We start from the raw sequence: 23180 nt of genomic DNA on the forward strand, positions 1-23180 counted from the left end.
ACAGTTAATGAATAAGCGTTTGTTTATCCTCAGCCAATACCTGCTGCCCCACCACTTGCTCTCGCGACTGGCCGGCTGCATTGCCGAATGCCGCGTGCGCTGGTTCAAGAACGCCCTTACCACCTGGTTCGCCAAGCGTTACCAAGTGGACATGTCCCAGGCGCTGGTCGAAGACCTGACGGCTTACGAGCACTTCAATGCGTTCTTCACCCGCGCCTTGAAAGACGGCGCTCGCCCGCTGGATCAAACCCCAGGCGCGATCCTCAGCCCGGCCGACGGTGCCGTCAGCCAGCTCGGCCCGATCGAACACGGTCGCGTTTTCCAGGCCAAGGGCCACAGCTTCAGCGTGCTGGAACTGCTCGGTGGTGACGCAGCCAACGCAGCGCCATTCATGGGCGGCGATTTCGCCACCATTTACCTGTCACCGAAGGATTACCACCGCGTGCACATGCCACTGGCCGGCACCCTGCGCGAGATGGTCTACATCCCCGGCCGCATCTTCTCGGTCAACCAGACCACCGCGGAAAACGTCCCGGAACTGTTCGCGCGCAATGAGCGTGTGGCGTGCATTTTCGACACCGAACGTGGCCCGATGGCCGTGGTACTGGTGGGCGCGATGATTGTGGCGTCGATCGAAACGGTCTGGGCCGGGCTGATCACGCCGCCAAAACGCGAACTGAAAACCTTCCGTTACGACGAAGCCGCCCGTGCACCGATCCATCTGGAAAAAGGCGCGGAACTGGGTCGCTTCAAACTCGGCTCTACGGCTGTCGTGCTGTTCGGGCCGGATCAAGTGAAATGGGCTGAAGGGTTGGGCGCCCTTTCGCCAGTGCAAATGGGCCAGAGCATCGGCTTGCCAAGCGCCTGATCCGGATCCGCCGCCCGGGATTTATTCCGGGCGGCGCATTCCCCTGTAGGAGCTGCCGAAGGCTGCGATCTTTTGATCTTGATCTTCGGCAGCTTCACATCTGTAAAAAAGCAAAATCAAAAGATCGCAGCCTTCGGCAGCTCCTACACGGGCAAGCGCAGAGCCAACATCACGCCCTCCAGCGTTCATAGCTGCTACAGTCAAAGTCATTCACTGCCCATTTCCCGGTCGGAGTTTGTCCTTGGCATGAATGAGACCAATCCTGTCCTGCTGCTACGCGCACCGATCCCGACGCAGTCGCGCCTGTCTTTCTGCGAAGCCACGCCTCGCGATCTCAAGCGTTGGATCGTCAACCTGCCCAAAGCCAACATCGGCGAAACCGCTCGCCAGTTGTATCAAGGCTTGAGCGAACTCAACCAGCTGCTCACCCCCAGCGACAATCGCCTGCAATTGCTCGAACTGCTGCGGCCCGAGGTGCATTACGTCTGCAAGCACCTGGAGCGGCATTTTCTGCATCAGGCGATTGTGCTCGATGAGCGTTCGCGCAAGATCGCCAACCTTTGCCAGGCGCTGCAGAGCCACTTGGCGATCGGCTACAAACAAATCGTCATCCGCATCGCACCGCGCTTCAGCAAGGACCGTGCACCGCTGCTGACCCAGGCTTTGCAACGGGCAATCCATTGCCTGAACGGCGCGTTGATCCGCGCCACTGAACTCTATTGTCCGGTGCCCGAAGGTCTGTGGCTGGAACTGCATCAGCTGTATCGGATCGGCTGTCAGTTCCAACTGCAAAATTTGAGCGTACGCGATGAACTGGCCAGCCAGACGCAAAAGCTGAGTATCGAGCAAACCTACGTCGTCGCCCTTCTGCTGGGTTCTTCACGTTGCAATCAACTGCGCCAGAACCAGATCGCCCGGCTGGCCGAGGTGCTCGAACCCTGGAGCCAGTGGATCAAGCTGCAACCGGCCAAACCGGACAACGGGCTGTTTGCCATCGCCCCGGATCTCGACACCGGGCCGCGTTACCGCTCAAAATTTCGCGTCGAAGAACAGCAGAGCTTGCTGGGGATCGACCCGCAACCTCTGGTCGCGGCCATCGAAATCCATCTGCAACAGTCGGCCGACAAGGTATCGCCTTTGCCCGTTTCGGCGGGGCTGAATCTGGATACGCTGCAACACCTGCATGCCGCCTGGGGCCAAGCCGCCGAGCGCAGCTTCCAGCGCACCGTCGGCCACGGCACGCTGACCCTGTGCGTGGGTATGAGCGCATTGCACTTTTATCTCGGCGGGCAACGCTCGTTCAACGACATCCTGAAGAAACCCGGCGCCCGTCCCGCACAGTTCTCGGCCACCGACCCGACAGCTCGCGCCAAAGACCAATGGAAACATGCCTTCGACGCCGCCCCCAATGGCACCGCAGATACGCTGCTGCCCTACGAAGAGATCGAATACCCGCACCTTCAGAACGATGACAGCCACGAGGCATCCGACCGCCAGCAGCATTTCCCGACCTATGTGCTGCCGGTGATCAATCATAGCCCTGGCGGCTATTGCCTGGCCTGGCCCGGCGCGGTGCCCGCCGAGCTACAGGCTGGGGAAATGGTCGGTATCGAGGATGCTGCCGGTCAAGGCTGGAGCATTGCAGTGGTGCGCTGGATCCGCCAGGTGCGGGGCGGTGGCACGCAGATGGGTATCGAGCAAGTCGCGCCTTGCGCCGAACCCTGCGGCCTACAGTTGATGCGCCCCGACGACGAGCACAGTCAGTACTTGCGCGGGCTGATGCTGCCTGCCATCAGCGCCATCGACCTGCCGGCCACCCTGCTCACTCCGCGCCTGCCGTTTCAGGAAGGCAATAAAGTGTTGATCAATACCAACGGCGAGGACCGCCGGGCCGGGCTGGAGCGTCGGGTGGCGAGCACCAACAGCTTTAATCAGTTTGCCTACCGTTCGCTTGAGACAGCCAGAAACGAAAACGCCGCGGTGAGCGGCGTGGTCGGGGTAGCGGAAGAATTTGATTCGTTGTGGAAGTCGCTTTGAGCGTCAGGCATTTGATCGGCGGGGATGCCTTCGCGGGCAAGCCTCGCTCCTACAGGTCGGCGCAAATCCCGTAGGAGCGAGGCTTGCCCGCGAAGAGGCCCGCCCAGACAACCTGAAACTCAGAGTTGCCCGTCGCGATCCCGGAAGCCCAGCAAATACAGCACGCCATCCAGCCCAAGGGTGGAAATCGCCTGCTTCGCCGACTGCTTGACCAATGGCTTGGCACGGAACGCCACACCCAGACCGGCAATCGCCAGCATCGGCAGGTCGTTGGCGCCGTCACCGACGGCAATCGTCTGCTCCAGACGCAAACCTTCCTTATGTGCCAGCTCACGCAGCAGATCCGCCTTGCGTTGCGCATCGACAATCGGCTCGACAGCCACGCCAGTAACCTTGCCATCGACCACCGCCAGTTCGTTGGCGAACACATAGTCGATGCCCAGCTTGGCCTGCAATTGCTTGGCGAAGTAGCTGAAGCCGCCCGACAGAATCGCCGTCTTGTAGCCCAGACGCTTGAGTTCGGCGAACAGGGTTTCGGCGCCTTCGGTCAGGCGCAGCGAGGCGCCGATGGAATCCAGTACGCTGACATCAAGACCTTGCAGCAAGGCCAGGCGCTCTTTGAAGCTGGCGCGGAAATCCAGCTCGCCGGACATTGCCCGCTCAGTGATCGCGGACACCTGGTCGCCTACACCGGCAGCCTTGGCCAGTTCGTCGATGACTTCAGCCTCGATCAATGTCGAATCCATGTCGAACACCGCCAGACGGCGGTTACGGCGGAATAGTGAATCTTCCTGGAAGGCGATGTCGACGTTCAGCTCTTGCGCGACGCTGAGGAATTCGGCCCGCAGCGCTTGCGGATCAGCCGCTTCACCGCGCACGGAAAACTCGATGCAGCCCTTGCCCTTGTCGGCCGGGGTGTCCAGCGGCATGCGCCCGGACAGGCGATCGATATGGTCGATGTTCAGACCATATTTGGCGGTGATCGAACTCACGCGCTGCAATTGCTCGGCGGTCACTTTGCGAGTCAGCAGGGTGACAATGTGGCGTTTCTTGCCCTGATTGCCGACCCACAACTGGTAATCCTCTTCGGACACCGGCGTGAAACGCACCTGTTGCTCAAGCTCATAGCCTTTGAACAGGATGTCCTTGAGCACCGAGCTGCCTTGTTCGGTATCGGGAATTTCAACCAGGATGCCGAACGACAGGGTGTCGTGGATCACCGCCTGACCGATGTCGAGAATATTCACACCACCCTGGGCCAGAACGCCGGTAATGGCCGCAGTCAGACCCGGACGGTCGACTCCCGTGATGTTTATCAGGACGATTTCGCGCAAGGCGCACCCCCGCAGGTGGAAAAAAACCGCATTCTACCCATTTTCAGTGACCATCGGACACCGCGAGCGCTTTGACGGCCTAGGGCCTGTCGCTATACTGCGCGTCAACTTCACGGACAAAGAGCCGAGCTCAAGTGAACCGGCCCACGCCAGTAAAAACCGATAACTTCTTTCTGCTGATCTTCCGGGCACTGCGTCATCGCCGTGTACCGATCGCATTGCGCATTGCCAGCCATAACGTGATCCTGGTCGCTCTGGCCCTGGTGATCTATGCCTGTGTGATGGGTTTGCAGTTCAAGCAGGCCATGCACGAGCAGGCGGACGCACTGGGCGAAAGCCTGACCACCCAGACTGCGACCTCGGCCACGGAGCTGTTGGTATCCAACGACATCCTCAGCCTGAACGTGCTGCTCAACAACCTGACCAAGAACAAACTGGTGGCCCACGCCGCTATCTACAGCGTGGATAACCGCATCCTCGCCGAAGCCGGTCAGCGCCCAAAGCATAGCCTGCTGGGCGAAGCCGAAGGCATGTACCAAAGCAAGATCACCTTCCAGGACGTGACCGCCGGGCAACTGCGCATTAGCCTGGACATGGACCAGTTCCAGCAGCCGATGACCATCAGCCTGCAAAGCATGGGCATTCTGAGTGCGATTCTGCTGGCGCTGTCCCTGGCCTTGAGCCTGCGCCTGGGACGCAATATTTCCACGCCGCTGATGCAATTGCGGGTGTGGCTGCGCAATATTGACGAATACACCCCGGCCACCGAGCGCCAGGATGAGGTCGGCGATCTCGCGCGTCAGCTGCACGCCAATTTCGCCCCGGAACCGGCCGAGCCCGAGCCTGTGCCGGAACCCGAGTTCGACGATAATGATTACGACGAGGAAGCCGATCCGGCTTTCGAAGTGCGCAACCTGCGTGATCCGAGTTTCGATGAAACCAAGCCTGTCGCCGGCCTCAAACCTGCGCCACGGCGCATTGTCAGCACCGTCGAAGACGATGAGGACGACGAAGATCCGTTTGCCGATCTGCGTGACGACTCGACAGACAGCGCACCAAAACCAGTCGTAAAGCCGCACGTATCGAACCTGCCGCAGCACAGCGCGGTACTGGCCGTGCAACTGGGCGCGCAAGATCAGCTGCGCCGCCTGCCCCGCGCACGCCTGGAAGAGCTGCTGAAGCGCTATCGCGATTGCCTCGATCAGGCCGCGTCGCTTTACCAGAGCGAACTGCACACCCTGAACGATGGCAGCACGCTGATGCTGTTCCACACCGAAGACAGCGGCGACGATTACCTGACCAACGCCATCTGCTGCGGTGAGTTGCTGCGCGCCCTGGGCCATCAATTGCAGATCGAAGTCGCTGACAGCGGCATCACCCTGCAATTGCAGCTGGGCCTGACGCTGGGTGACGAACTGTTCGGTTTGAGCCAGATCGACCTGCTGCTGACTGAAACAGCTCAGGATGCACTGGCCCTGTCACAACACAGCCGCAACCTGCTGCTGGTGGAGCGCAAGATCAGCGACGACGCGCTGATTCGCCAGCGTGCGCGGATCCGCCCGATCGCCAGCCCTGAAGGTGCGTGCTGCGTAGAGCGCTTGATGGAGCCTTATCCGTCGATGCTGGAGCGACAACTGGCACGGATGCACGAACGCCGGGCGTAAACGCTAGCCCCCGCTGTAAAGAAGCCCGTAGATGAGCGATTGTCTGCGGGCTTTTTGGTGACCGTCTGAAAAGATCGCAGCCTTCGGCAGCTCCTACAAAGTTCGCATGCACCTGCAAGGCCGCGGTCTACACGGTCCATGTAGGAGCTGCCGAAGGCTGCGATCTTTTGATCTGGGCTTTTTGTTGCCTGTCCCGGCCTCTTCGCGGGCAAGCCCGCTCCCACATTGACCGCTGCGAATACAAAACCTGTGTACGACAGCAATCTCTGTGGGAGCGGGCTTGCCCGCGAAGAGGCCGGGACAGGCGACGTATGAGGTGAGGCTGGAACGCGGAGCGTCCCTGGAGGCGTTCCCACGCAGAGCGTGGGAACGATCAGAACACTGAAGATTTCATTCCGCAGAAACAACAAAGCCCGCATCAATGGCGGGCTTTGCTTTGGATCAATCCAGGCTTAGAACCTGAACACTTCCATATCGGTGCGAATCGGTGAAGCCATCGGGATTTTCGGTTGCTTCTCTGGCGTTGCTGCCGGTGCCACAGGCTTGGCAGCCGGTTTGCGAGGTGCTTCGGCAATCGGCGGCTGGTTGGCCAGCGGCTTGAGCGCCGTGGACAGCTGCTCGGCCAGACGCTGCAGCAATACGCCCTGAGCCTGGACCTGAGCCGCAGTCCCGCCAGCGTGCTGCTCTTGTAGATGAATGATGCGGTTATCGCGCACCTGACCACGACGGTCGATCAAACGCCATTGTGCATCGAGGATTGCCGGTTGCGATGCACCCGAGTCCAGACGCGTGATCGTCAACAGAACCTGAACATCCGGCGTGAAGCCTAATGTCGCCGGTGCCAGGACGACGCGCTGGCTGTCCAGATGGCCGGCGACCTGACGCAGCAACAGCTGATCGATGTCGGACGACAGGCTACCCGCCCAACGACCATCAACCGAAGCTTGCAGGCTGCCATCGGGCTGACGCTGCAACAAGGTTTCGCGTTGCAGGTAATCGGCAACCGTGACCGGACCCAGCAATACCGCCATGCCAGCGCTTTGCGCAGGCTGAGCCGGACTTCCGCTGTCCAGCTGATACAGCGACACCGGCTGGTGAACGCTGCAACCCGCCAGGCCAAGTACGCCGGCGAGCATCAAAATAAAAGGAAGGCGCAGAGCAGTCATCGTCCCATCCAGGTGGCCGCCACAAGGCTAACCACAGTGAAAATACTCAAAAAATATGAAGAACGCTCGGCCACGCCGGCGCTTGAAAGGCCATATCATCCGTGAATATGCGTTCCGACTCCAGCGGCAAAGCGTCGATCTACGCGTTAAATCGTAGATCGAGCGCTCTAGGACGCTTAATTGAGGTTTTCGACGAACAGCGCGTCCACCCTCTGAAAGCCACGTGGCAGTTTGTTACCGCGACGCCCACGCTCACCTTTGTAGTGTTCGAGGTCGTCCGCCTTCAGCGACAAGGTACGTTTTCCGGCCTGCAGGACCAACGTGGCACCCTCCGGCAAAACGGCAATGTCCGTGACATATTCTTCGCGACTGGCAACGCGTTCACCGGAAATCCCGATGATCTTATTCCCTTTACCTTTACCTAATTGTGGCAGATCGCTGATTTTGAAAATCAGCAGCCGACCTTCGGTGGTCACCGAGGCCAGCCAGTTGTGCTCACGATCGGCCACCGGACGCGGCAGAATCACTTTGGCGTTGTTCGGCAAACTCAACAGGGCCTTGCCCGCCTTGTTCTTGGCTTGCAGGTCTTCACCCTTGACCACAAAACCGTAACCGGCGTCGGACGCGATCACGTACAGCGAATCGTCTTCAGGCATCAGCACGCATTCGAAACTCGCCCCTGGCGGCGGCGTCAGACGGCCGGTCAGCGGTTCGCCCTGGCCTCGGGCCGAGGGCAGCGTGTGTGCCGCCACCGAATAGCTGCGACCAGTGGAGTCTATAAACACTGCAAACTGGTTGGAGCGACCGGGCGCCAAGGCCTTGAAACCATCCCCGGCCTTGTAGGAAAGCCCGGTGGCGTCGATCTCGTGGCCTTTGGCGGAGCGAACCCAGCCTTTTTCCGACAACACAACGGTCACTTTCTCGTTTGGCAGCAGATCATGCTCGGTCAGAGCTTTGGCTTCGGCACGCTCGACGATTGGCGAACGACGGTCGTCGCCATAGGTTTCGGCGTCTTTGATCAGTTCGCTGCGTACCAGCTTCTTCAGCTTGGTTTCGCTGCCCAGCAGGGCTTGCAGCTTGGCCTGTTCCTTGAGCAGTTCATCCTGCTCGGCACGCAGCTTCATTTCTTCCAGTCGCGCCAACTGACGCAAACGGGTGTCGAGAATGTAGTCGGCCTGGATTTCGCTCAGGGCGAAGCGCTCGATCAGTGCGGCTTTCGGGTGTTCCTCGGTGCGGATGATGTGAATCACTTCATCCAGATTGAGGTAAGCGATCAACAAACCGTCCAACAGGTGCAAGCGACGCTCAACCTTGTCCAGGCGGAATTGCAGACGACGACGCACGGTCTGGACCCGGAACTCCAGCCATTCCACCAGCAATGCGCGCAGGTTTTTCAGCTGCGGCTTGCCGTCCAGACCGATGATGTTGATGTTGACCCGGTAACTCGACTCCAGCTCGGTGCTGGCGAACAGGTGTTGCATCAGCGCGTCGTGGTCAAAGTTTTTGCGGGCGCCCGGAATGATCACGATCCGGCACGGGTTTTCGTGGTCGGATTCGTCTCGCAGGTCAGCGATCTGCGGGGCTTTTGACGGTTTGGCCTGCATCATCGCCGCGATCTGTTCCAGCACCTTGGCACCCGAAACCTGGTGCGGCAGTGCGGTGACGATGATGTCGCCGTCTTCGATGTGATACACGGCGCGCATGCGCACCGAGCCCTTACCGGTTTCGTAGATTTTCAGCAGGTCGGCGCGCGGTGTGATGATTTCCGCTTCGGTCGGGTAATCCGGGCCCTGGATATGTTCGCAGAGCTGTTCGATCGTGGCTTTCGGCTCATCGAGCAAGCGTACGCAAGCGGTCGCGACTTCACGCAGGTTATGCGGCGGTACATCGGTGGCCATGCCCACGGCGATACCGGTGGTGCCATTGAGCAGGATGTTCGGCAAACGAGCCGGCAACACCAAAGGCTCTTCCAGCGTGCCGTCGAAGTTCGGCCCCCAATCCGCGGTGCCCTGGCCCAGTTCACTGAGCAGCACTTCGGAATAACGCGACAGCCGCGCTTCGGTGTAACGCATGGCGGCGAAGGACTTCGGATCGTCCGGCGCACCCCAGTTACCCTGGCCGTCGACCAGCGTGTAGCGGTAGCTGAACGGCTGGGCCATCAGGACCATGGCTTCGTAGCACGCCGAGTCGCCATGCGGGTGGAACTTACCGAGCACGTCACCGACGGTACGGGCCGATTTCTTGTGCTTGGAATCAGCGTCCAGCCCCAACTCGCTCATCGCATAGATGATGCGCCGCTGTACCGGTTTCAGGCCGTCGCCGATATGCGGCAAGGCACGGTCCATGATCACGTACATGGAGTAGTTGAGGTAGGCATTTTCGGTGAAGTCAGCCAGTGACCGGCGTTCTACACCGTCCAGGCTGAGATCAAGGGAGTCGCTCATGCGGGCCTCATTATTTCGTGGTCTGGCGCAGCAGCATGGTGCCACCGCGCTGGGTAAATTCAAGTTTGTTCAGTGCGCTCATGCCGAGCAGCACCTGATTGCCGTGCAAACCGGGCGCCACCAGCGCGCGAACGTCACGCAGCACGATGTCGCCCAGTTGCAGCCGGTCGAGGCGGGTTCGATAGCCCTCGCTCAAGCCATTGGCCGTGCTCAGGGTCACCCCGAAGCCTTTATCCAGTTTCAGTCGCTCGGCCATTTCGGCCGGAATCGCCACATCGGTCGCGCCGGTATCGAGCATGAAATCCACCGGCTGGCCGTTAATCTGGCCAGTGGCGACAAAATGCCCCTGGCTGTTGCTGATCAGCTTCACTTCGATAAAACCTTCGCCCTGCTCGGAGCTGACGACGGTGTTGGGATTTTGCTGACGCGCCTCCCACTGAGCAAAAAACCGGGTCGCCAGAAACAGCGCGGCGCACCAGGCCAACACCATCAACACCCGACCGGCGCGTTTGCCCGGCGGTTGCTGACTCATGGCTTGGCACTCCAGCCACCTTCAGGCGCGGCAAAACGCCAGACAATCGGGCGTTTCTCGCCGTCGACGCGCGCACCATTATTGTTGTCGATACCGATCCAGGCACCGTCGGCGTCCACGATCAACGCTTCCGCCAGCCCAAAGGGCTGTGAATAACGACGGTTTTCCTGCAGGGCCTCGGCGGTAAACGACCAGCAGCGCTCGACCTTGGCCGTCACCGCATCACGGCGGCAAACCTGAAAGGCATTGCGCTCAAGGGTAAACAATTTGCCGTCGAACAATGACAGATCGGCAAAATCCCGGGCGCGAGCTCTGGCCTTGGGAAATTGCACCGGTTGCATCTCCACCCCCGCTTCACTCAGCAGCACACAACCACCATTGCAGTCCCAGACCGTTTGCTGGCGCTTGATCAGCAGCAAACCGCGACGTTCACGTTCGGCGGCCAGCCACAGCGTGTCACCGGCCGGATTGATCGTCAGCCCCTCAAACAACGCATTGAAGTGCAGCAACATACCGCTGGCCCGTGCTTCGCGTACCAGCATCGGCGATATTTTCAGCCAGGACGCAGGACCGATTGGCGGAACTTGCAGCACCGCGGCATGCGCTTCGCTGACGATGTAACGATTGCCGGCGCTGTCGCAGGTGATGCCTTCGAAATCCAGATTCCCGCCGCGCACGAACGACGCTGCCCAGGTCCGCGAACGCAAGCCCCAGGGCAAACCGCTGTCAGGCGTCAGGGGTACGTCGATGCGCACGGTTTCGGCCTGCCAGGTGGTGTTGCGGGTGTCGAGGCGATAGATTTGGTCATCGTCACGATCCGAAACGGTCCACAGCTCCTTGCCGCACTGGGCCAACCCCGACAGATTGCCACCGCGCATGCCGTCGACGGCATGCTCGGACAACAGGCGCAGCTCGGGTGCGGGCTCCGCCGACACCATTACCGAGGTCAGCAGTAACGCACACGCCAGGGCCCAGCCAAATCGCATCAGCCCAGAACCTCGGCCAGGTTGCCCTTGGACTCCAGCCAGGACTTGCGATCGCCAGCGCGTTTTTTCGCCAGCAGCATGTCCATCATTTCCGAGGTCGCGTCGAAATCTTCCAGCGTCAACTGCACCAGACGCCGGGTGTTCGGGTCCATGGTGGTTTCGCGCAGCTGCGGCGGGTTCATTTCACCCAGGCCTTTGAATCGGGTGACCTGTGGTTTGCCGCGTTTCTTCTCGGCGACCAGACGATCGAGAATGCCATCGCGCTCGGCCTCATCCAGGGCATAGTAAATTTCTTTGCCCAAGTCGATACGGTACAGCGGCGGCATAGCAACGTAGACGTGACCGGCATCCACCAGCGGGCGGAAATGCTGGACGAACAAGGCACACAGCAATGTGGCGATGTGCAGACCGTCGGAGTCGGCGTCGGCGAGGATGCAGATCTTGCCGTAACGCAGCTGGGCGATGTCCGCCGAGCCCGGATCGACACCGATGGCCACTGCGATGTTGTGCACTTCCTGACTGGCCAGCACTTCGCTGCCGTCGACTTCCCAGGTGTTCAGAATCTTGCCGCGCAATGGCAGGATCGCCTGAAATTCTTTGTCCCGCGCCTGCTTGGCCGAACCGCCGGCGGAATCACCTTCCACCAGGAACAGCTCGGAACGCATCGGGTCCTGCCCGGCGCAGTCGGCGAGTTTGCCCGGCAGCGCCGGCCCTTGGGTAATGCGTTTACGCTCGACCTTCTTGCTGGCCTTCAGACGACGGCCGGCGTTGTTGATCGCCAGTTCGGCCAGCAACATGCCCGTTTCCGGGTGAGCGTTGAGCCACAGGCTGAAGGCATCCTTGACCACACCGGAAACGAAAGCTGACGCTTCACGGGATGACAGGCGCTCCTTGGTCTGACCGGAGAATTGCGGTTCCTGCATCTTCATCGACAGGACGAACGCGATGCGCTCCCAGACGTCTTCCGGCGCCAGCTTCACACCGCGCGGCAGCAGGCTGCGGAACTCACAGAACTCGCGCATCGCATCGAGCAAGCCCTGACGCAGACCGTTGACGTGGGTACCGCCCTGGGCCGTCGGGATCAGGTTGACGTAGCTTTCCTGAACGCTGTCGCCGCCCTCGGGCAACCACAGCAGCGCCCAATCGACCGCTTCTTTATTACCGGCCAGGCTGCCGCAGAACGGCTCGTCCGGCAGGCGCTCGAATTCGCTGACCGCGTCCACCAGGTACGAGCGCAGACCGTCTTCGTAATGCCATTCGACTTTCTCGCCGGTGGCCTTGTCTTCAAAACTGACCAGCAGCCCCGGGCACAGAACGGCCTTGGCCTTGAGCACGTGCTTGAGGCGGCTGATGGAGAATTTCGGCGAATCGAAATACTTCGGGTCCGGCGCAAAGAATACGCTGGTGCCGGTGTTGCGCTTGCCGACAGTGCCGATCACTTCCAGGTCGGTTTTCTTGTAACCGTCCGCGAAAGTCATCTGGTATTCGTTGCCGTCACGCTTTACGCGTACCCGGACTTCGGTCGACAAGGCGTTGACCACAGAAATACCCACCCCGTGCAAACCGCCGGAGAACTGATAGTTCTTGTTGGAAAACTTGCCGCCCGCATGAAGTTTGGTGAGGATCAGCTCGACACCCGACACACCCTCTTCCGGGTGAATGTCCACTGGCATACCACGGCCGTCATCGCTGACTTCCAGAGAGTGATCGGCGTGCAGGATGACCTGCACCGATGTCGCATGCCCGGCCAAGGCTTCGTCGACGCTGTTGTCGATGACTTCCTGGGCGAGGTGGTTCGGCCGACTGGTGTCGGTGTACATGCCGGGGCGTTTGCGCACCGGGTCGAGGCCCGAGAGGACTTCGATGGCGTCTGCGTTATAAGAGCTAGCGCTGGGAGTGGCCATGGGGTCTCGTCGTCCGCCTGTAAAAAGTGTTCTGTGAAAAAGAGGCGACAAATCACAGTGCTGTGAAATCAATCGCCTGATACAAATCTGCGCCAATACCGGCAAAACTCAGCATTGCCGGCAATTGCTCGGCAAAACCCTGGAAACTATGGTCACCGCCCGCCTGGATACGCAAGGCACAGGCCCGGTAATACTGCTGGGCGAGGCGATAATCCAGCGTTTCATCGCCAGTCTGCAACCATACTTGAAACCGCTGCGGATCCTTGGGCGCCGGCACTTCCAGCTCGGCCAGGGCCGTCACGTGGTCGTGGGTCAATTCCCAAGTCTCATCGGTATACAGATTTTTCTGCGTTCCCAGGAACCCGTCGAACATCCGGTGCGGGCTGACGGCAGGGTTGATCAGCAGGGCTTTCAAGCCATGGCGCTCGGCCAAGTGAGTCGCATAGTAGCCGCCGAGTGAGCTGCCGACCAGCAGCGGCCGCCCGAGTTCGGCAATCGCCTGCTCCAGCTGAGCGATGGCCTCGCGGGGATGGTGATGCAAGGCCGGCACACGCAACTGATCGCTCAAGCCCAGCCGCTCCATCACATTAATCAACTGACAGGCCTTTTTCGACGCCGGCGCGCTGTTGAAGCCGTGGATATAAAGGATCGAACCAGACATTTGAGCTCCCTGTGCGTCGGGTAAAGAGGGCGCAGTTTACAGGGTGTCGGGACATGTAGGTTGCCGACACGGATGGAAATGAAGAGGTCCCCCTGTAGGAGCTGCCGAAGGCTGCGATCTTTTGATCTTCAGGGTCGCGCCAAAGAAAGATCAAAAGATCGCAGCCTTCGGCAGCTCCTACAGTGGAAATCGGTACATCCGCAGGAAAAGTGTCAGTAGCCGTTAGAACCGTAATCAACCTGAAAGTCGAAACCGGTGACGCGCTCAACACCTGTTTCCAGCCGACCATCCGGCAAAAGCCGCAACCACCGATACCCCGGCGCCTGCTCGCTCACCTTGAAATCATCACTGCCCGGCTCGAACTGAATACAGGTCGAGGGCGATGCGATCAGGCGAACGCCATTGCGCATCTGGTCAATTTCCTGATGCACATGCCCCCACAGCACTGCACGTACCTGCGGAAAACGATCCAGTACCGCGAACAACGCTTCTGGATTTCGCAAGCCAATGGGCTCCATCCACGCACACCCGATCGACACCGGATGATGGTGGAAACACACCAAATGATGCCGCTGCGGCGCCTCACTCAATGAGCGGGCCAGCAATTGCAATTGCTCGTCCTGCAAATACCCGGGCACTGACCCCGGCACCGCCGAATCGAGCAAGGTGACCCGCCAGTTGCCGATGTCCACCACCGGCTCCAGCAGCGCACTTTGCACCGCTGCCTCGGCCATGATCTGCGGCTCGTCATGATTTCCGGGAATCCAGCGTGCCGGCGCATCGATCTGCCGGGTCAGGTCACGAAACAGCTGATACGACTCCAGCGTCCCGTCCTGGGAAAGATCGCCACTGGCAATGATCAGGTCGATCTGCGGCTGCTGAAGCTTTATCAGCTCAATGACCTTTTGCAGGCTGTCGCGGGTATTCATGCCCAGCAACGTCCCGTCCGCCTCGGCAAACAGATGACTGTCGGAGAGTTGCACCAGCAACGCCGAATCGGCGGTGGTCAATGTGGATACGCTCGGCAAGGCGTTCTCCCAGGGCGTGATCACGGGATGGATAAGTGCCGCAATTATGCTGGGGGACGATCTAAAGAGGAAACCTGTGAACCGGACGCAGTTCACAACTACCGAACGACTGCGTACTCGTGCCCACATGCCAGACAGTGACTCAGCCATTCCCCCAGGAACAGATTGAGCTGAGCCTTTTCATCCGGCTGATGCATCGCAGCGTTCGGGTAAGGATAGATGCCCCGGAAGCGTCGTGCATGTTCAGCGCTGACCACTTCGGCCATGCACGCGTCGTGATAGACCTGAACTTCCAGTTGCGGCACCGGCAGCCATGGCAGGCTGTGTTCCTGGCGCACTTGCAGGGTCGTGGTGTATGGACAGACCAGCAGCACTTCGAGGGCCAGCACGCCAAGCATCTGGTCACCATGGGTCACGGCAATGCGCCGCGCCTGCGGCTCGTTGCGCATGTCCGGTAGCAGTCGCATCAGGCGCGCGTAGTTGGCCTCGCAGGAGGCCTGCAGCCCCACGAGGTCGATCCGGTAGCGATCGCGCAGCTTGTTTACGACCATAACCCCCTCACTTCAACGCGGTTCAAAGCCAGCCATTGCAAGGCGATGATGCTTGCCGCGTTGGCAATACGTCCGTCGCGTACGGCTTGCAGGGCATCTTCGAACGCCCAGACCGTGACGCGAATATCTTCTGCCTCTTCCTCCAGCCCATGCAGGCCGCCGACCCCGGTTGTTTCGCAACGCCCCAGGTACAAGTGCACGAATTCATTACTGCCGCCTGGCGATGGAAAATATTTGGTCATCGGCCAGAGCGCCCCGAATACAAGCCCAGCTTCCTCCTGCGCTTCGCGGTGAGCAACTTCTTCCGGTACTTCATCCTTGTCGATCAGACCGGCGACCAGTTCGATCAGCCACGGGTTATCAATCTTGCCCATGGCGCCGACGCGAAACTGCTCGATCAGCACCACTTCATCGCGTTGTGGATCGTAAGGCAGCACGCACACCGCATCATGACGCACGAACAGTTCACGATTGATCTCGCGACTCATGCCACCGGCGAACAATTCGTGGCGCAAGTGCACGCGGTCGAGCTTGTAGAAACCCTCGTAGCACTTTTCGCGCCGAACAATATCGACGGCGGTCGGAATGGCGTTGGCAAAATCAGTCATGACAATCCTCTTTACTGCAAATCCGTTACGAGGTTCCTTTTTGTTACTTGCATTGTTACTTGCAACCTCGACTTCGCGCCATCCTAACGCGCCCGCGATGTTTGATGCAGCCCCTTTCCAGTCAGCGGGATAGACGGTGAGGGCGAAACCAACTCTAATTAGCTTAGTGGCGAACTGACTGCTTCGTTGAGAGTCGAAGCGGGTAACTTTTCGCCTTTCCCTGTTTTATGAAGGACGCCCATGTCGCTTTTTAAAATCGCCTCCGTAGCCGCAATCGCCCTGACCCTGGGCGCCTGCCAGAGTTTGTTCCAGCCCAACTATCGGGCGCCGCTGGAAACTGTCCGCGACGCATCGGAACAGTTGAAACCAGGCTGCGCCAACCCTGAATGCCCGTTGGTGAACATCGATACGCTGCGTTTCCCGGATGAGCCTGCGCTTGACGGCCTCATCGAAAAACGCTTGCTGCAAATGACCCGCACCTCACCTGAAGCCCCCGTAGCGCCGACGCTGGCGGCGTATCGCGAGCAGTTTTTGAGCAGTGCCGGCCCGCGCTACAGTAGCTACTTGCAAGCCAAGGTACGTGAGCAGCATGACGGCTTGGTGATCGTTGAGTTGTCCAGTTACCTGGACACCGGCGGTGCCCATGGCACGCCGGGCCGCGGCTTCATCAACTATTCACGTCAACAGCATAAAGCGCTGACCCTCTCGGACATGTTGATCCCGGGGCAGGAAGAGGCGTTCTGGAAAGCGGCTCAAGTGGCGCACAACAGCTGGCTGATCAGCACCAAGCTCGATCAGGAACCGGAGTTCGTGAAGAGCTGGCCCTTCGTGAAAACCCAGAACGTGGCGCTGACCTACGGCGGGGTGATCCTCAAATACGAAGTGAGCACCATCGCGCCTTACGCATTGGGTCACGTCGAACTGAAGATCCCCTACCCGCGCCTGAACGGTATTCTCAAGCCTGAGCTGTTTCCCGGCCGTAGCTGAGGACTACCTGTAGGAGCGAGGCTTACCCTAATGCCAGTCAGTTAATCGAGTGAACCGCTTTTCGTAGGAGCCAGGCTTGCCGGCGAAGGCGTTCTTAAGGACGCCTTCGCGGGCAAGCCTCGCTCCTACAAGAGCTACGCCAGTCTTGAGGACTGGCGCTGCGGATCAGATCAAACCTTCTTGTACAACTGACTACCTTCCTGCTTGAACCGCTCAGCCTGTTCTGCCAGACCTTGCGCAACTTCCGCATCGACGGTTTCGATCCGCTGGTTGGCCGCGTATTCACGGACTTCCTGGGTGATCTTCATCGAGCAGAATTTCGGCCCGCACATGGAGCAGAAGTGCGCGACCTTGGCCGAATCCTTCGGCAGGGTTTCATCGTGGTACGAACGCGCGGTGTCCGGGTCCAGACCGAGGTTGAACTGGTCTTCCCAGCGGAACTCGAAACGCGCCTTGCTCAAGGCATTGTCGCGAATCTGTGCGCCCGGATGCCCCTTAGCAAGGTCGGCAGCGTGAGCGGCGATCTTGTAGGTGATGATCCCGGTCTTCACGTCATCCTTGTTCGGCAGGCCCAAGTGTTCCTTCGGCGTCACGTAGCAGAGCATGGCGCAACCGAACCAGCCGATCATCGCCGCACCGATACCGGAAGTGATGTGGTCGTAGCCTGGGGCAATGTCGGTGGTCAGCGGGCCGAGGGTGTAGAACGGCGCCTCGTCGCAGCACTCGAGCTGCTTGTCCATGTTCTCTTTGATCAACTGCATCGGCACGTGGCCCGGGCCTTCGATCATGCACTGCACGTCGTGCTTCCAGGCGATCTTGGTCAGCTCGCCAAGGGTTTCCAGCTCACCGAATTGTGCGGCGTCGTTGGCGTCGGCAATCGAGCCCGGACGCAGGCCATCGCCCAGCGAGAAGCTGACGTCGTAGGCCTTCATGATTTCGCAGATGTCTTCGAAATGGGTGTAGAGGAAGTTTTCCTTGTGGTGCGCCAGGCACCACTTGGCCATGATCGAACCGCCACGGGAGACGATGCCGGTCACGCGCTTGGCGGTCAACGGCACGTAGCGCAGCAACACGCCGGCGTGGATGGTGAAGTAGTCGACGCCCTGCTCGGCCTGCTCGATCAGCGTGTCGCGGAACAGCTCCCAGGTCAGGTCTTCAGCGGCGCCACCGACTTTTTCCAGAGCCTGATAGATCGGCACGGTACCGATCGGCACCGGCGAGTTACGGATGATCCATTCGCGGGTTTCGTGAATGTGCTTGCCAGTGGACAAGTCCATGACCGTGTCCGAACCCCAGCGAATGCCCCAGGTCAGTTTCGCCACTTCTTCTTCAATGGACGAACCCAACGCGCTGTTGCCGATGTTGCCGTTGATCTTCACCAAGAAGTTACGGCCGATGATCATCGGTTCCAGTTCGGTATGGTTGATGTTGGCCGGAATGATCGCGCGACCGCGGGCGATTTCTTCACGGACGAATTCCGGCGTGATGATTTTCGGCACGCTGGCGCCGAAGCTGTAGCCGGCGTGCTGCTGGTCCAGCAAGCCAGCGGCACGGGCCACTTCGAGCTTCATGTTTTCGCGGATGGCGACGTATTCCATCTCGGCGGTGATGATGCCTTTACGGGCGTAGTGCATCTGGCTGACGTTGGCCCCGGCCTTGGCGCGGCGCGGGTTGTTGACGTGGGCGAAACGCAGCTTGGTCAGCTCGGCATCGGCCAGGCGTTCTTGGCCGAAGTTGGAACTCAGACCCGGCAGACGCTCGGTGTCGCCACGGGATTCGATCCACGGTGAACGCACATCGGCCAGGCCTTTGCGCACGTCGATGATGACGTTGGGGTCGGTGTACGGGCCCGAGGTGTCATACACCACCACCGGCGCGTTGATTTCGCCGCCGAAGTCGGTCGGGGTCACATCAAGACTGATTTCGCGCATCGGCACGAGGATGTCCGGGCGAGTGCCCTGGACATAGATTTTTTGCGAGCGGGTAAACGGCTGAACCGATTGCTGATCGACCTTGGCCGAGTCACTCAGATTGGTTTCGATTTTTGATTTTGTAGTCATCACGGGCTCTCCAGACACACATCCAGGCAGTGGATTTTTGTCGGAGCGAACCTGTAAACGAATGGACGCACGGGCGCTGGGAAAACCAGCTGGTGCTGTGCTCGGTGCTCGAGGGGTGTTCGATTGTCGAACAACATCCCGGACGAAGCACAAGAGGACTCGCCGGGTGACGAGAAATCTTGTTCCCTACGCAGGCGCTAACCTGATCAGGTTCAACGGGATCCGAAATTATTCGATCTCAGCCTCATAGCAAGGCACCCCGACAAGAACCCGGCCAGTCTAGACACAACCGGCAAAGAACGCCAACTCCGCAGCAAACACCATGATGAATGGCGCAATTGCAGGATTGTTGCCATGCCTGCGTGCAACTACACTCGCTACGCCGTGCCGCGCCTTGACGCTGCAGGGCGCCGCGCCGTAGCCTTGGCGCTCAAATTATCAGCGTAATTTTTTAGGGATGGCCTCATGCTGCGCAAACTCTCACTGGCCCTTGCCGTGTCTTGTGCGTCCAATGGAATGGCCTGGGCAGCTGAAGCGCCCTTATCGACCAAGACTGATCTGGTCAGCGTCTATCAGGAAGCGGTGGACAACAACGCCGACATCGCCGCCGCCCGTGCCCAATACGGTGCTCAGAAGGAAGTCGTGCCCCAGGCCCGCGCCGGGCTGTTGCCCAACCTGTCGGCCGGTGCCGACCTGAACAACACCCGCACCTCACTCGACCAGCCATCGCTGACTTCGACCCGCAGTGGCACGGTGTATCAGGCAACCTTGGCGCAACCGATTTTTCGCGCCGATCGCTGGTTCCAGTTGCAGGCCGCCAAGGACGTCAACGAACAGGCGGCCCTGCAACTCTCGGCCACCGAACAGAACCTGATTCTGCAAAGCGCCGAAAGTTATTTCAACGTGCTGCGCAGCCAGGACACCCTGGCCTCGACCAAGGCCGAAGAAGCGGCGTTCAAGCGTCAACTCGACCAGTCTAACGAGCGCTTCGACGTTGGCCTGTCGGACAAAACCGACGTGCTGCAATCCCAAGCCAGTTACGACACGGCGCGGGCCAACCGGATTCTCGCTCAGCGTCAGGTGGATGACGCGTTCGAAGCGCTGATCACCCTGACCAACCGCCAGTACAACTCGATCCAGGGCATCGTCCATACTTTGCCGATCCTGCCGCCGGCACCGAACGATGCCAAAGCCTGGGTCGACACCGCCGCCAGGCAGAACCTGAATTTGCTGGCCAGCAACTACGCGGTGAGCGCCGCCGAGGAAACCCTCAAGCAGCGCAAGGCCGGACATGCGCCCACCCTGGATGCGGTCGCGCAATACCAGAAAGGTGACAACGACGCCCTCGGCTTTACCAACCCGAACCCGAACGGCGTGCGTTACGGCGGCGATGTCGAGCAGCGTACGGTTGGCCTGCAACTGAGCATTCCGCTCTATAGCGGCGGGCTGACCAGCTCGCAAGTGCGTGAGTCCTACTCGCGGCTGACTCAGTCCGAACAACAACGCGAAGCCCTGCGTCGTCAGGTGGTGGAAAACACCCGCAACCTGCACCGCGCCGTGAACACCGACGTCGAGCAGGTGCAGGCCCGCCGGCAGTCGATCATCTCCAACCAGAGCGCGGTGGAAGCGACCGAAATCGGTTATCAGGTGGGGACGCGCAACATCGTCGACGTGCTCGATGCCCAGCGTCAGCTGTACACCTCGGTGCGCAACTACAACAACACCCGCTATGACTACATCCTCGACAACCTGCGCTTGAAGCAGGCGGCCGGCACCTTGAATCCGGGGGATTTGCAGGACCTGACGCGTTATCTCAAAGCCGACTACAACCCAGACAAGGACTTCCTGCCACCAGATCTGGCCAAGGCTGCGGCTGAACAACTCAAAGCCCGCCCTTGACACTTGTAGGAGCCAGGCCTGCCGGCGAAAGCGATTTCAAAGACGCCTTCGCCGGCAAGCCTCAATGCCGGTCAGTTAAGCGAAATTTCTGTAGGAGCGAGGCTTGCCCGCGAAGAATGCACCGCGGATTTTCAGGTATTACGCGTCATCGTTCTTCGCGGGCAAGCCTCGCTCCTCACAGATTCCGCCTTAACTGACAGGCATTACGGCAAGCCTGGCTCCTGCAAGGTCAGGGCTTAATCAACTTGCCCAACCCATCCAGCAACCGCTGCAACGCACCTTGATTGGTGCGCATCACTTTCAACCCCGCCTCTGCCATCCGCTGCGCATCGCTCGGCAATTCGAACAGTCGCTGCACCGCCAGCGCCAGACCTTCGGCATCATCGACCTCGGCTAACGCCCCGGCACTGCGCAATTGCGCGGCGATTTCGAGGAAGTTGAACAGGTGCGGTCCGCTGAGCACCGGCTTGGCCAATGCCGCTGGCTCCAGCAGGTTATGGCCGCCGTTCGGCACCAGACTGCCACCGACGAACGCGCTGTCGGCCAACGCATAGAGAAACAGCAACTCACCCATCGTGTCGCCCAGCAGCACCGAAGTGCTTGCAGTAACCGGCTCGCCTGTCGAACGCCGTACCGTGGCGAAACCCTGCTGTCGGCACAAGTCGAACACCGGGTTGAAACGTTCCGGATGACGCGGCACCAGAATCAGCAAGGCATCGGGATGACTGGCCAGCAGTCGACGATGGGCAGCCAGCACCACCTCGTCTTCACCTTCATGGGTACTCGCGGCGATCCACACCGGGCGATCCTGCGCCTGCCACTGCGCACGCAATTCGCTGGCACGCTGCAGCAGTTGCGGGTCGATGGTCAGGTCGAATTTGATCGAACCGGTCACTTCGACGGTTTCCGGGCGTGCGCCCAAATCCCGGAAGCGCTGCGCCTCGGCTTCGGTCTGCACCGCGAACAGGCTCATCTCGGCGAGCATCGGCCGGGTCAGTTTATGGAAGCGGCCATAGCCTTTGGCCGAGCGTTCAGACAGTCGCGCATTGGCCAGCGCCACGGGAATCCCGCGTTTGGCGCATTGGTGGATATGGTTGGGCCAGAGCTCCGTTTCCATGATTACCGCCAGTTTCGGCCGGGCCCGATCAAGGAATCGCTTTGCTGCGCAGGGCAAGTCATAAGGCAAATAGCAGTGTTGAATGCGCGGCTCGTTGGCGAACAGCGCCTGGATGCGCTCGGAGCCGGTCGGGGTCATGCAGGTGACGGTGATCGGCAGCGTCGGATAGCGTTGCAGCAAGGCACGGATCATCGGCGCTGCGGCGATGCTTTCGCCCACCGACACCGCGTGCACCCAGAGGCCGTCCGGCTTCATCGCCGGCAGCGCGAGGGAGAAACGCTCGCCAATGCGCTTGGCGTACGCCGGCGCCTTGCGCGCCCGCAGCCAAAGCCGAATCGCTACCAATGGCAGCCCCAGGTAAAACAGCGCGGTGTAGAGAGTTCTATTCATGGCGGCGGAGTTTATCGGTTTTTTAGCTGATCGCCTGCAAGTGCACGGCAAAACGTTCCGCCAGCCAACGAGCCGCCGGGCCAAGGGGCTCGTCGCGACGCCAGACCAGTTCGACAATCAATGCCGGCGGAGTCCATTCGCTGGCCAGCTCGACCATCTGATTCTGATACGCCGGGTACTGCACCACATGTCGCGGCAACCAGGCCCAGCCGAGACCACGCATCACCCATTCGGCCATCACATAGAAACTGTCGGCGCGCCAAACCTGCGGGCTGGCCGGCTCGCTACCGGGATAGACGCTGGACTGCGTGGACATCAGCAACTGTCGATGCTGCGCCATTTGTTGGCAATCGATCTGCGTCTGCATCGCCAATGGATGCCCCACACCGCACACCGTGACCATTTCGACGCTGCCCAGCACCCGCCGCTCGAGGGCTTCGGGAATCTGCTCGTGATAAAACAGCAAGCCCAGATCAGCCCGCCGCTCTACCAATTTGCGTGCGACATCACCTTGGGCGGCGCTGGTCAGCTGCACTTCGAGGCTGGGAAACTTTTCTGCCAGAGCCTCGAAGCTTTCAACCACCGCCTGATAGGGCATCGCCTCATCCTGAGCCACCCGCAAGCTCGCTTCCTGGCCGCGCATCATCGCCAGTGCCCGGCCGTTGAGGCGCTCGCATTGGCGCAGCACTTCCCGCGCCTCTTCAAGCAGGGCGGTGCCGGCTTCGGTGAGTTTCGGCTGACGACCACTGCTGCGATCGAACAGGCTGACGCCCAAGTCCTCCTCCAGCAGTGCAATCGAACTGCTGACCGCCGACTGCGCCTTGCGCTGATTCCGCGCCACCGCGGAAAACGAACGTTGTTCCGCGACGCTGACAAACAAGCGCAGCTGTTCCAGATTCCATTGCATGTTCATGGCTCAACCCATCTTCAGAGCAGATAGGTAA

19 protein-coding genes and 1 riboswitch are annotated in these 23180 nt (G+C 60.1%); of the genes, 5 read left to right on the forward strand and 14 right to left on the reverse strand.

What is annotated here, in order from left to right; all coding sequences use genetic code 11:
• The first annotated feature begins 7 nt into the window (after positions 1-7).
• Positions 8-868 (forward strand): archaetidylserine decarboxylase, encoded by an 861-nt coding sequence (gene asd, locus NHU87_RS06740; protein WP_253546784.1) that lies wholly within the window; start codon positions 8-10, stop codon positions 866-868.
• Between the two features lie 21 nt (positions 869-889).
• On the opposite strand, the gene NHU87_RS06745 is transcribed toward asd, so the two are convergent.
• Complete coding sequence (locus tag NHU87_RS06745) at positions 890-1078, reverse strand: hypothetical protein (RefSeq protein WP_253546786.1); 189 nt, start codon at positions 1076-1078, stop codon at positions 890-892.
• Between the two features lie 36 nt (positions 1079-1114).
• Between NHU87_RS06745 and NHU87_RS06750 the strand changes: the two genes are divergently transcribed.
• On the forward strand, positions 1115-2905 hold the full coding sequence (locus tag NHU87_RS06750) for a molecular chaperone (protein WP_253546788.1): 1791 nt from the start codon (positions 1115-1117) through the stop codon (positions 2903-2905).
• A 119-nt stretch (positions 2906-3024) separates the two neighbouring features.
• Here the strand turns inward: NHU87_RS06750 and serB are convergent, their stop codons facing one another.
• Positions 3025-4239 (reverse strand): phosphoserine phosphatase SerB, encoded by a 1215-nt coding sequence (gene serB / locus NHU87_RS06755; protein ID WP_253546790.1) that lies wholly within the window; start codon positions 4237-4239, stop codon positions 3025-3027.
• A 134-nt stretch (positions 4240-4373) separates the two neighbouring features.
• Between serB and NHU87_RS06760 the strand changes: the two genes are divergently transcribed.
• The gene (locus NHU87_RS06760) at positions 4374-5903 is read left to right on the forward strand and encodes an AhpA/YtjB family protein (RefSeq protein ID WP_253546792.1); all 1530 of its coding nucleotides are present in this window, start codon (positions 4374-4376) and stop codon (positions 5901-5903) included.
• Between the two features lie 452 nt (positions 5904-6355).
• Here the strand turns inward: NHU87_RS06760 and NHU87_RS06765 are convergent, their stop codons facing one another.
• The 9 genes from NHU87_RS06765 to NHU87_RS06805 all read right to left on the reverse strand — a co-directional run bounded on the left by NHU87_RS06765 (position 6356) and on the right by NHU87_RS06805 (position 15783).
• On the reverse strand, positions 6356-7069 hold the full coding sequence (locus NHU87_RS06765; RefSeq protein WP_253546794.1) for a PqiC family protein: 714 nt from the start codon (positions 7067-7069) through the stop codon (positions 6356-6358).
• Positions 7070-7245: 176 nt separating this feature from the next.
• Positions 7246-9513 carry a DNA topoisomerase IV subunit A gene (gene parC, locus NHU87_RS06770; RefSeq protein WP_253546796.1) on the reverse strand — a complete coding sequence of 756 codons (2268 nt, stop codon included), beginning with the start codon at positions 9511-9513 and terminating at the stop codon, positions 7246-7248.
• A gap of 10 nt (positions 9514-9523) precedes the next feature.
• Positions 9524-10045, reverse strand: coding sequence for a retropepsin-like aspartic protease family protein (locus NHU87_RS06775; protein ID WP_253546798.1), 522 nt, complete (start codon positions 10043-10045; stop codon positions 9524-9526).
• Entirely contained in the window at positions 10042-11031 is a 990-nt protein-coding gene (locus NHU87_RS06780; protein WP_253546800.1) for an esterase-like activity of phytase family protein, read from the reverse strand. Before NHU87_RS06780 ends, NHU87_RS06775 begins: the two co-directional genes overlap by 4 nt.
• Entirely contained in the window at positions 11031-12935 is a 1905-nt protein-coding gene (gene parE / locus NHU87_RS06785) for a DNA topoisomerase IV subunit B (RefSeq protein ID WP_253546802.1), read from the reverse strand. The genes NHU87_RS06780 and parE overlap by 1 nt, the downstream gene beginning before the upstream one ends.
• Before the next feature lie 52 nt (positions 12936-12987).
• On the reverse strand, positions 12988-13596 hold the full coding sequence (locus NHU87_RS06790; RefSeq protein ID WP_253546804.1) for a YqiA/YcfP family alpha/beta fold hydrolase: 609 nt from the start codon (positions 13594-13596) through the stop codon (positions 12988-12990).
• A 212-nt stretch (positions 13597-13808) separates the two neighbouring features.
• Entirely contained in the window at positions 13809-14624 is an 816-nt protein-coding gene (gene cpdA, locus NHU87_RS06795; protein ID WP_253546806.1) for a 3',5'-cyclic-AMP phosphodiesterase, read from the reverse strand.
• Between the two features lie 98 nt (positions 14625-14722).
• Positions 14723-15175, reverse strand: a complete 453-nt coding sequence (locus NHU87_RS06800; RefSeq protein ID WP_253546808.1) for a DUF1249 domain-containing protein — start codon at positions 15173-15175, stop codon at positions 14723-14725.
• The gene (locus NHU87_RS06805; RefSeq protein WP_253546810.1) at positions 15166-15783 is read right to left on the reverse strand and encodes an NUDIX domain-containing protein; all 618 of its coding nucleotides are present in this window, start codon (positions 15781-15783) and stop codon (positions 15166-15168) included. Before NHU87_RS06805 ends, NHU87_RS06800 begins: the two co-directional genes overlap by 10 nt.
• Positions 15784-16023: 240 nt before the next feature.
• On the opposite strand from NHU87_RS06805, the gene NHU87_RS06810 reads away from it, so the two are divergent.
• Positions 16024-16770, forward strand: coding sequence for an RsiV family protein (locus NHU87_RS06810; RefSeq protein WP_253546812.1), 747 nt, complete (start codon positions 16024-16026; stop codon positions 16768-16770).
• A gap of 170 nt (positions 16771-16940) precedes the next feature.
• Here the strand turns inward: NHU87_RS06810 and thiC are convergent, their stop codons facing one another.
• Entirely contained in the window at positions 16941-18830 is a 1890-nt protein-coding gene (gene thiC / locus NHU87_RS06815; protein WP_123721515.1) for a phosphomethylpyrimidine synthase ThiC, read from the reverse strand.
• A 166-nt stretch (positions 18831-18996) separates the two neighbouring features.
• A riboswitch (TPP riboswitch) is annotated at positions 18997-19102 on the reverse strand.
• A gap of 193 nt (positions 19103-19295) precedes the next feature.
• On the opposite strand from thiC, the gene NHU87_RS06820 reads away from it, so the two are divergent.
• On the forward strand, positions 19296-20729 hold the full coding sequence (locus NHU87_RS06820; RefSeq protein ID WP_253546814.1) for a TolC family outer membrane protein: 1434 nt from the start codon (positions 19296-19298) through the stop codon (positions 20727-20729).
• Between the two features lie 229 nt (positions 20730-20958).
• On the opposite strand, the gene waaA is transcribed toward NHU87_RS06820, so the two are convergent.
• Both waaA and NHU87_RS06830 read right to left on the reverse strand, forming a co-directional pair.
• Positions 20959-22236 (reverse strand): lipid IV(A) 3-deoxy-D-manno-octulosonic acid transferase, encoded by a 1278-nt coding sequence (waaA, locus tag NHU87_RS06825; protein WP_253546816.1) that lies wholly within the window; start codon positions 22234-22236, stop codon positions 20959-20961.
• A gap of 22 nt (positions 22237-22258) precedes the next feature.
• Entirely contained in the window at positions 22259-23149 is an 891-nt protein-coding gene (locus NHU87_RS06830; RefSeq protein ID WP_253546818.1) for a LysR family transcriptional regulator, read from the reverse strand.
• Positions 23150-23180: the final 31 nt, after the last annotated feature.

The organism is Pseudomonas mandelii, assembly GCF_024138395.1.
GTDB lineage: Bacteria > Pseudomonadota > Gammaproteobacteria > Pseudomonadales > Pseudomonadaceae > Aquipseudomonas > Aquipseudomonas mandelii_E.

Coding starts and splice junctions, on each gene's coding strand:
- asd (WP_253546784.1), top strand. CDS start 8: ATGAATAAGCGTTTGTTTATCCTCAGCCAATACCTGCTGCCCCACCAC.
- NHU87_RS06745 (WP_253546786.1), bottom strand. CDS start 1,078: ATGACTTTGACTGTAGCAGCTATGAACGCTGGAGGGCGTGATGTTGGC.
- NHU87_RS06750 (WP_253546788.1), top strand. CDS start 1,115: ATGAATGAGACCAATCCTGTCCTGCTGCTACGCGCACCGATCCCGACG.
- NHU87_RS06765 (WP_253546794.1), bottom strand. CDS start 7,069: ATGACTGCTCTGCGCCTTCCTTTTATTTTGATGCTCGCCGGCGTACTT.
- parC (WP_253546796.1), bottom strand. CDS start 9,513: ATGAGCGACTCCCTTGATCTCAGCCTGGACGGTGTAGAACGCCGGTCA.
- NHU87_RS06775 (WP_253546798.1), bottom strand. CDS start 10,045: ATGAGTCAGCAACCGCCGGGCAAACGCGCCGGTCGGGTGTTGATGGTG.
- NHU87_RS06780 (WP_253546800.1), bottom strand. CDS start 11,031: ATGCGATTTGGCTGGGCCCTGGCGTGTGCGTTACTGCTGACCTCGGTA.
- parE (WP_253546802.1), bottom strand. CDS start 12,935: ATGGCCACTCCCAGCGCTAGCTCTTATAACGCAGACGCCATCGAAGTC.
- NHU87_RS06790 (WP_253546804.1), bottom strand. CDS start 13,596: ATGTCTGGTTCGATCCTTTATATCCACGGCTTCAACAGCGCGCCGGCG.
- NHU87_RS06800 (WP_253546808.1), bottom strand. CDS start 15,175: ATGGTCGTAAACAAGCTGCGCGATCGCTACCGGATCGACCTCGTGGGG.
- NHU87_RS06805 (WP_253546810.1), bottom strand. CDS start 15,783: ATGACTGATTTTGCCAACGCCATTCCGACCGCCGTCGATATTGTTCGG.
- NHU87_RS06810 (WP_253546812.1), top strand. CDS start 16,024: ATGTCGCTTTTTAAAATCGCCTCCGTAGCCGCAATCGCCCTGACCCTG.
- thiC (WP_123721515.1), bottom strand. CDS start 18,830: ATGACTACAAAATCAAAAATCGAAACCAATCTGAGTGACTCGGCCAAG.
- NHU87_RS06820 (WP_253546814.1), top strand. CDS start 19,296: ATGCTGCGCAAACTCTCACTGGCCCTTGCCGTGTCTTGTGCGTCCAAT.
- waaA (WP_253546816.1), bottom strand. CDS start 22,236: ATGAATAGAACTCTCTACACCGCGCTGTTTTACCTGGGGCTGCCATTG.
- NHU87_RS06830 (WP_253546818.1), bottom strand. CDS start 23,149: ATGAACATGCAATGGAATCTGGAACAGCTGCGCTTGTTTGTCAGCGTC.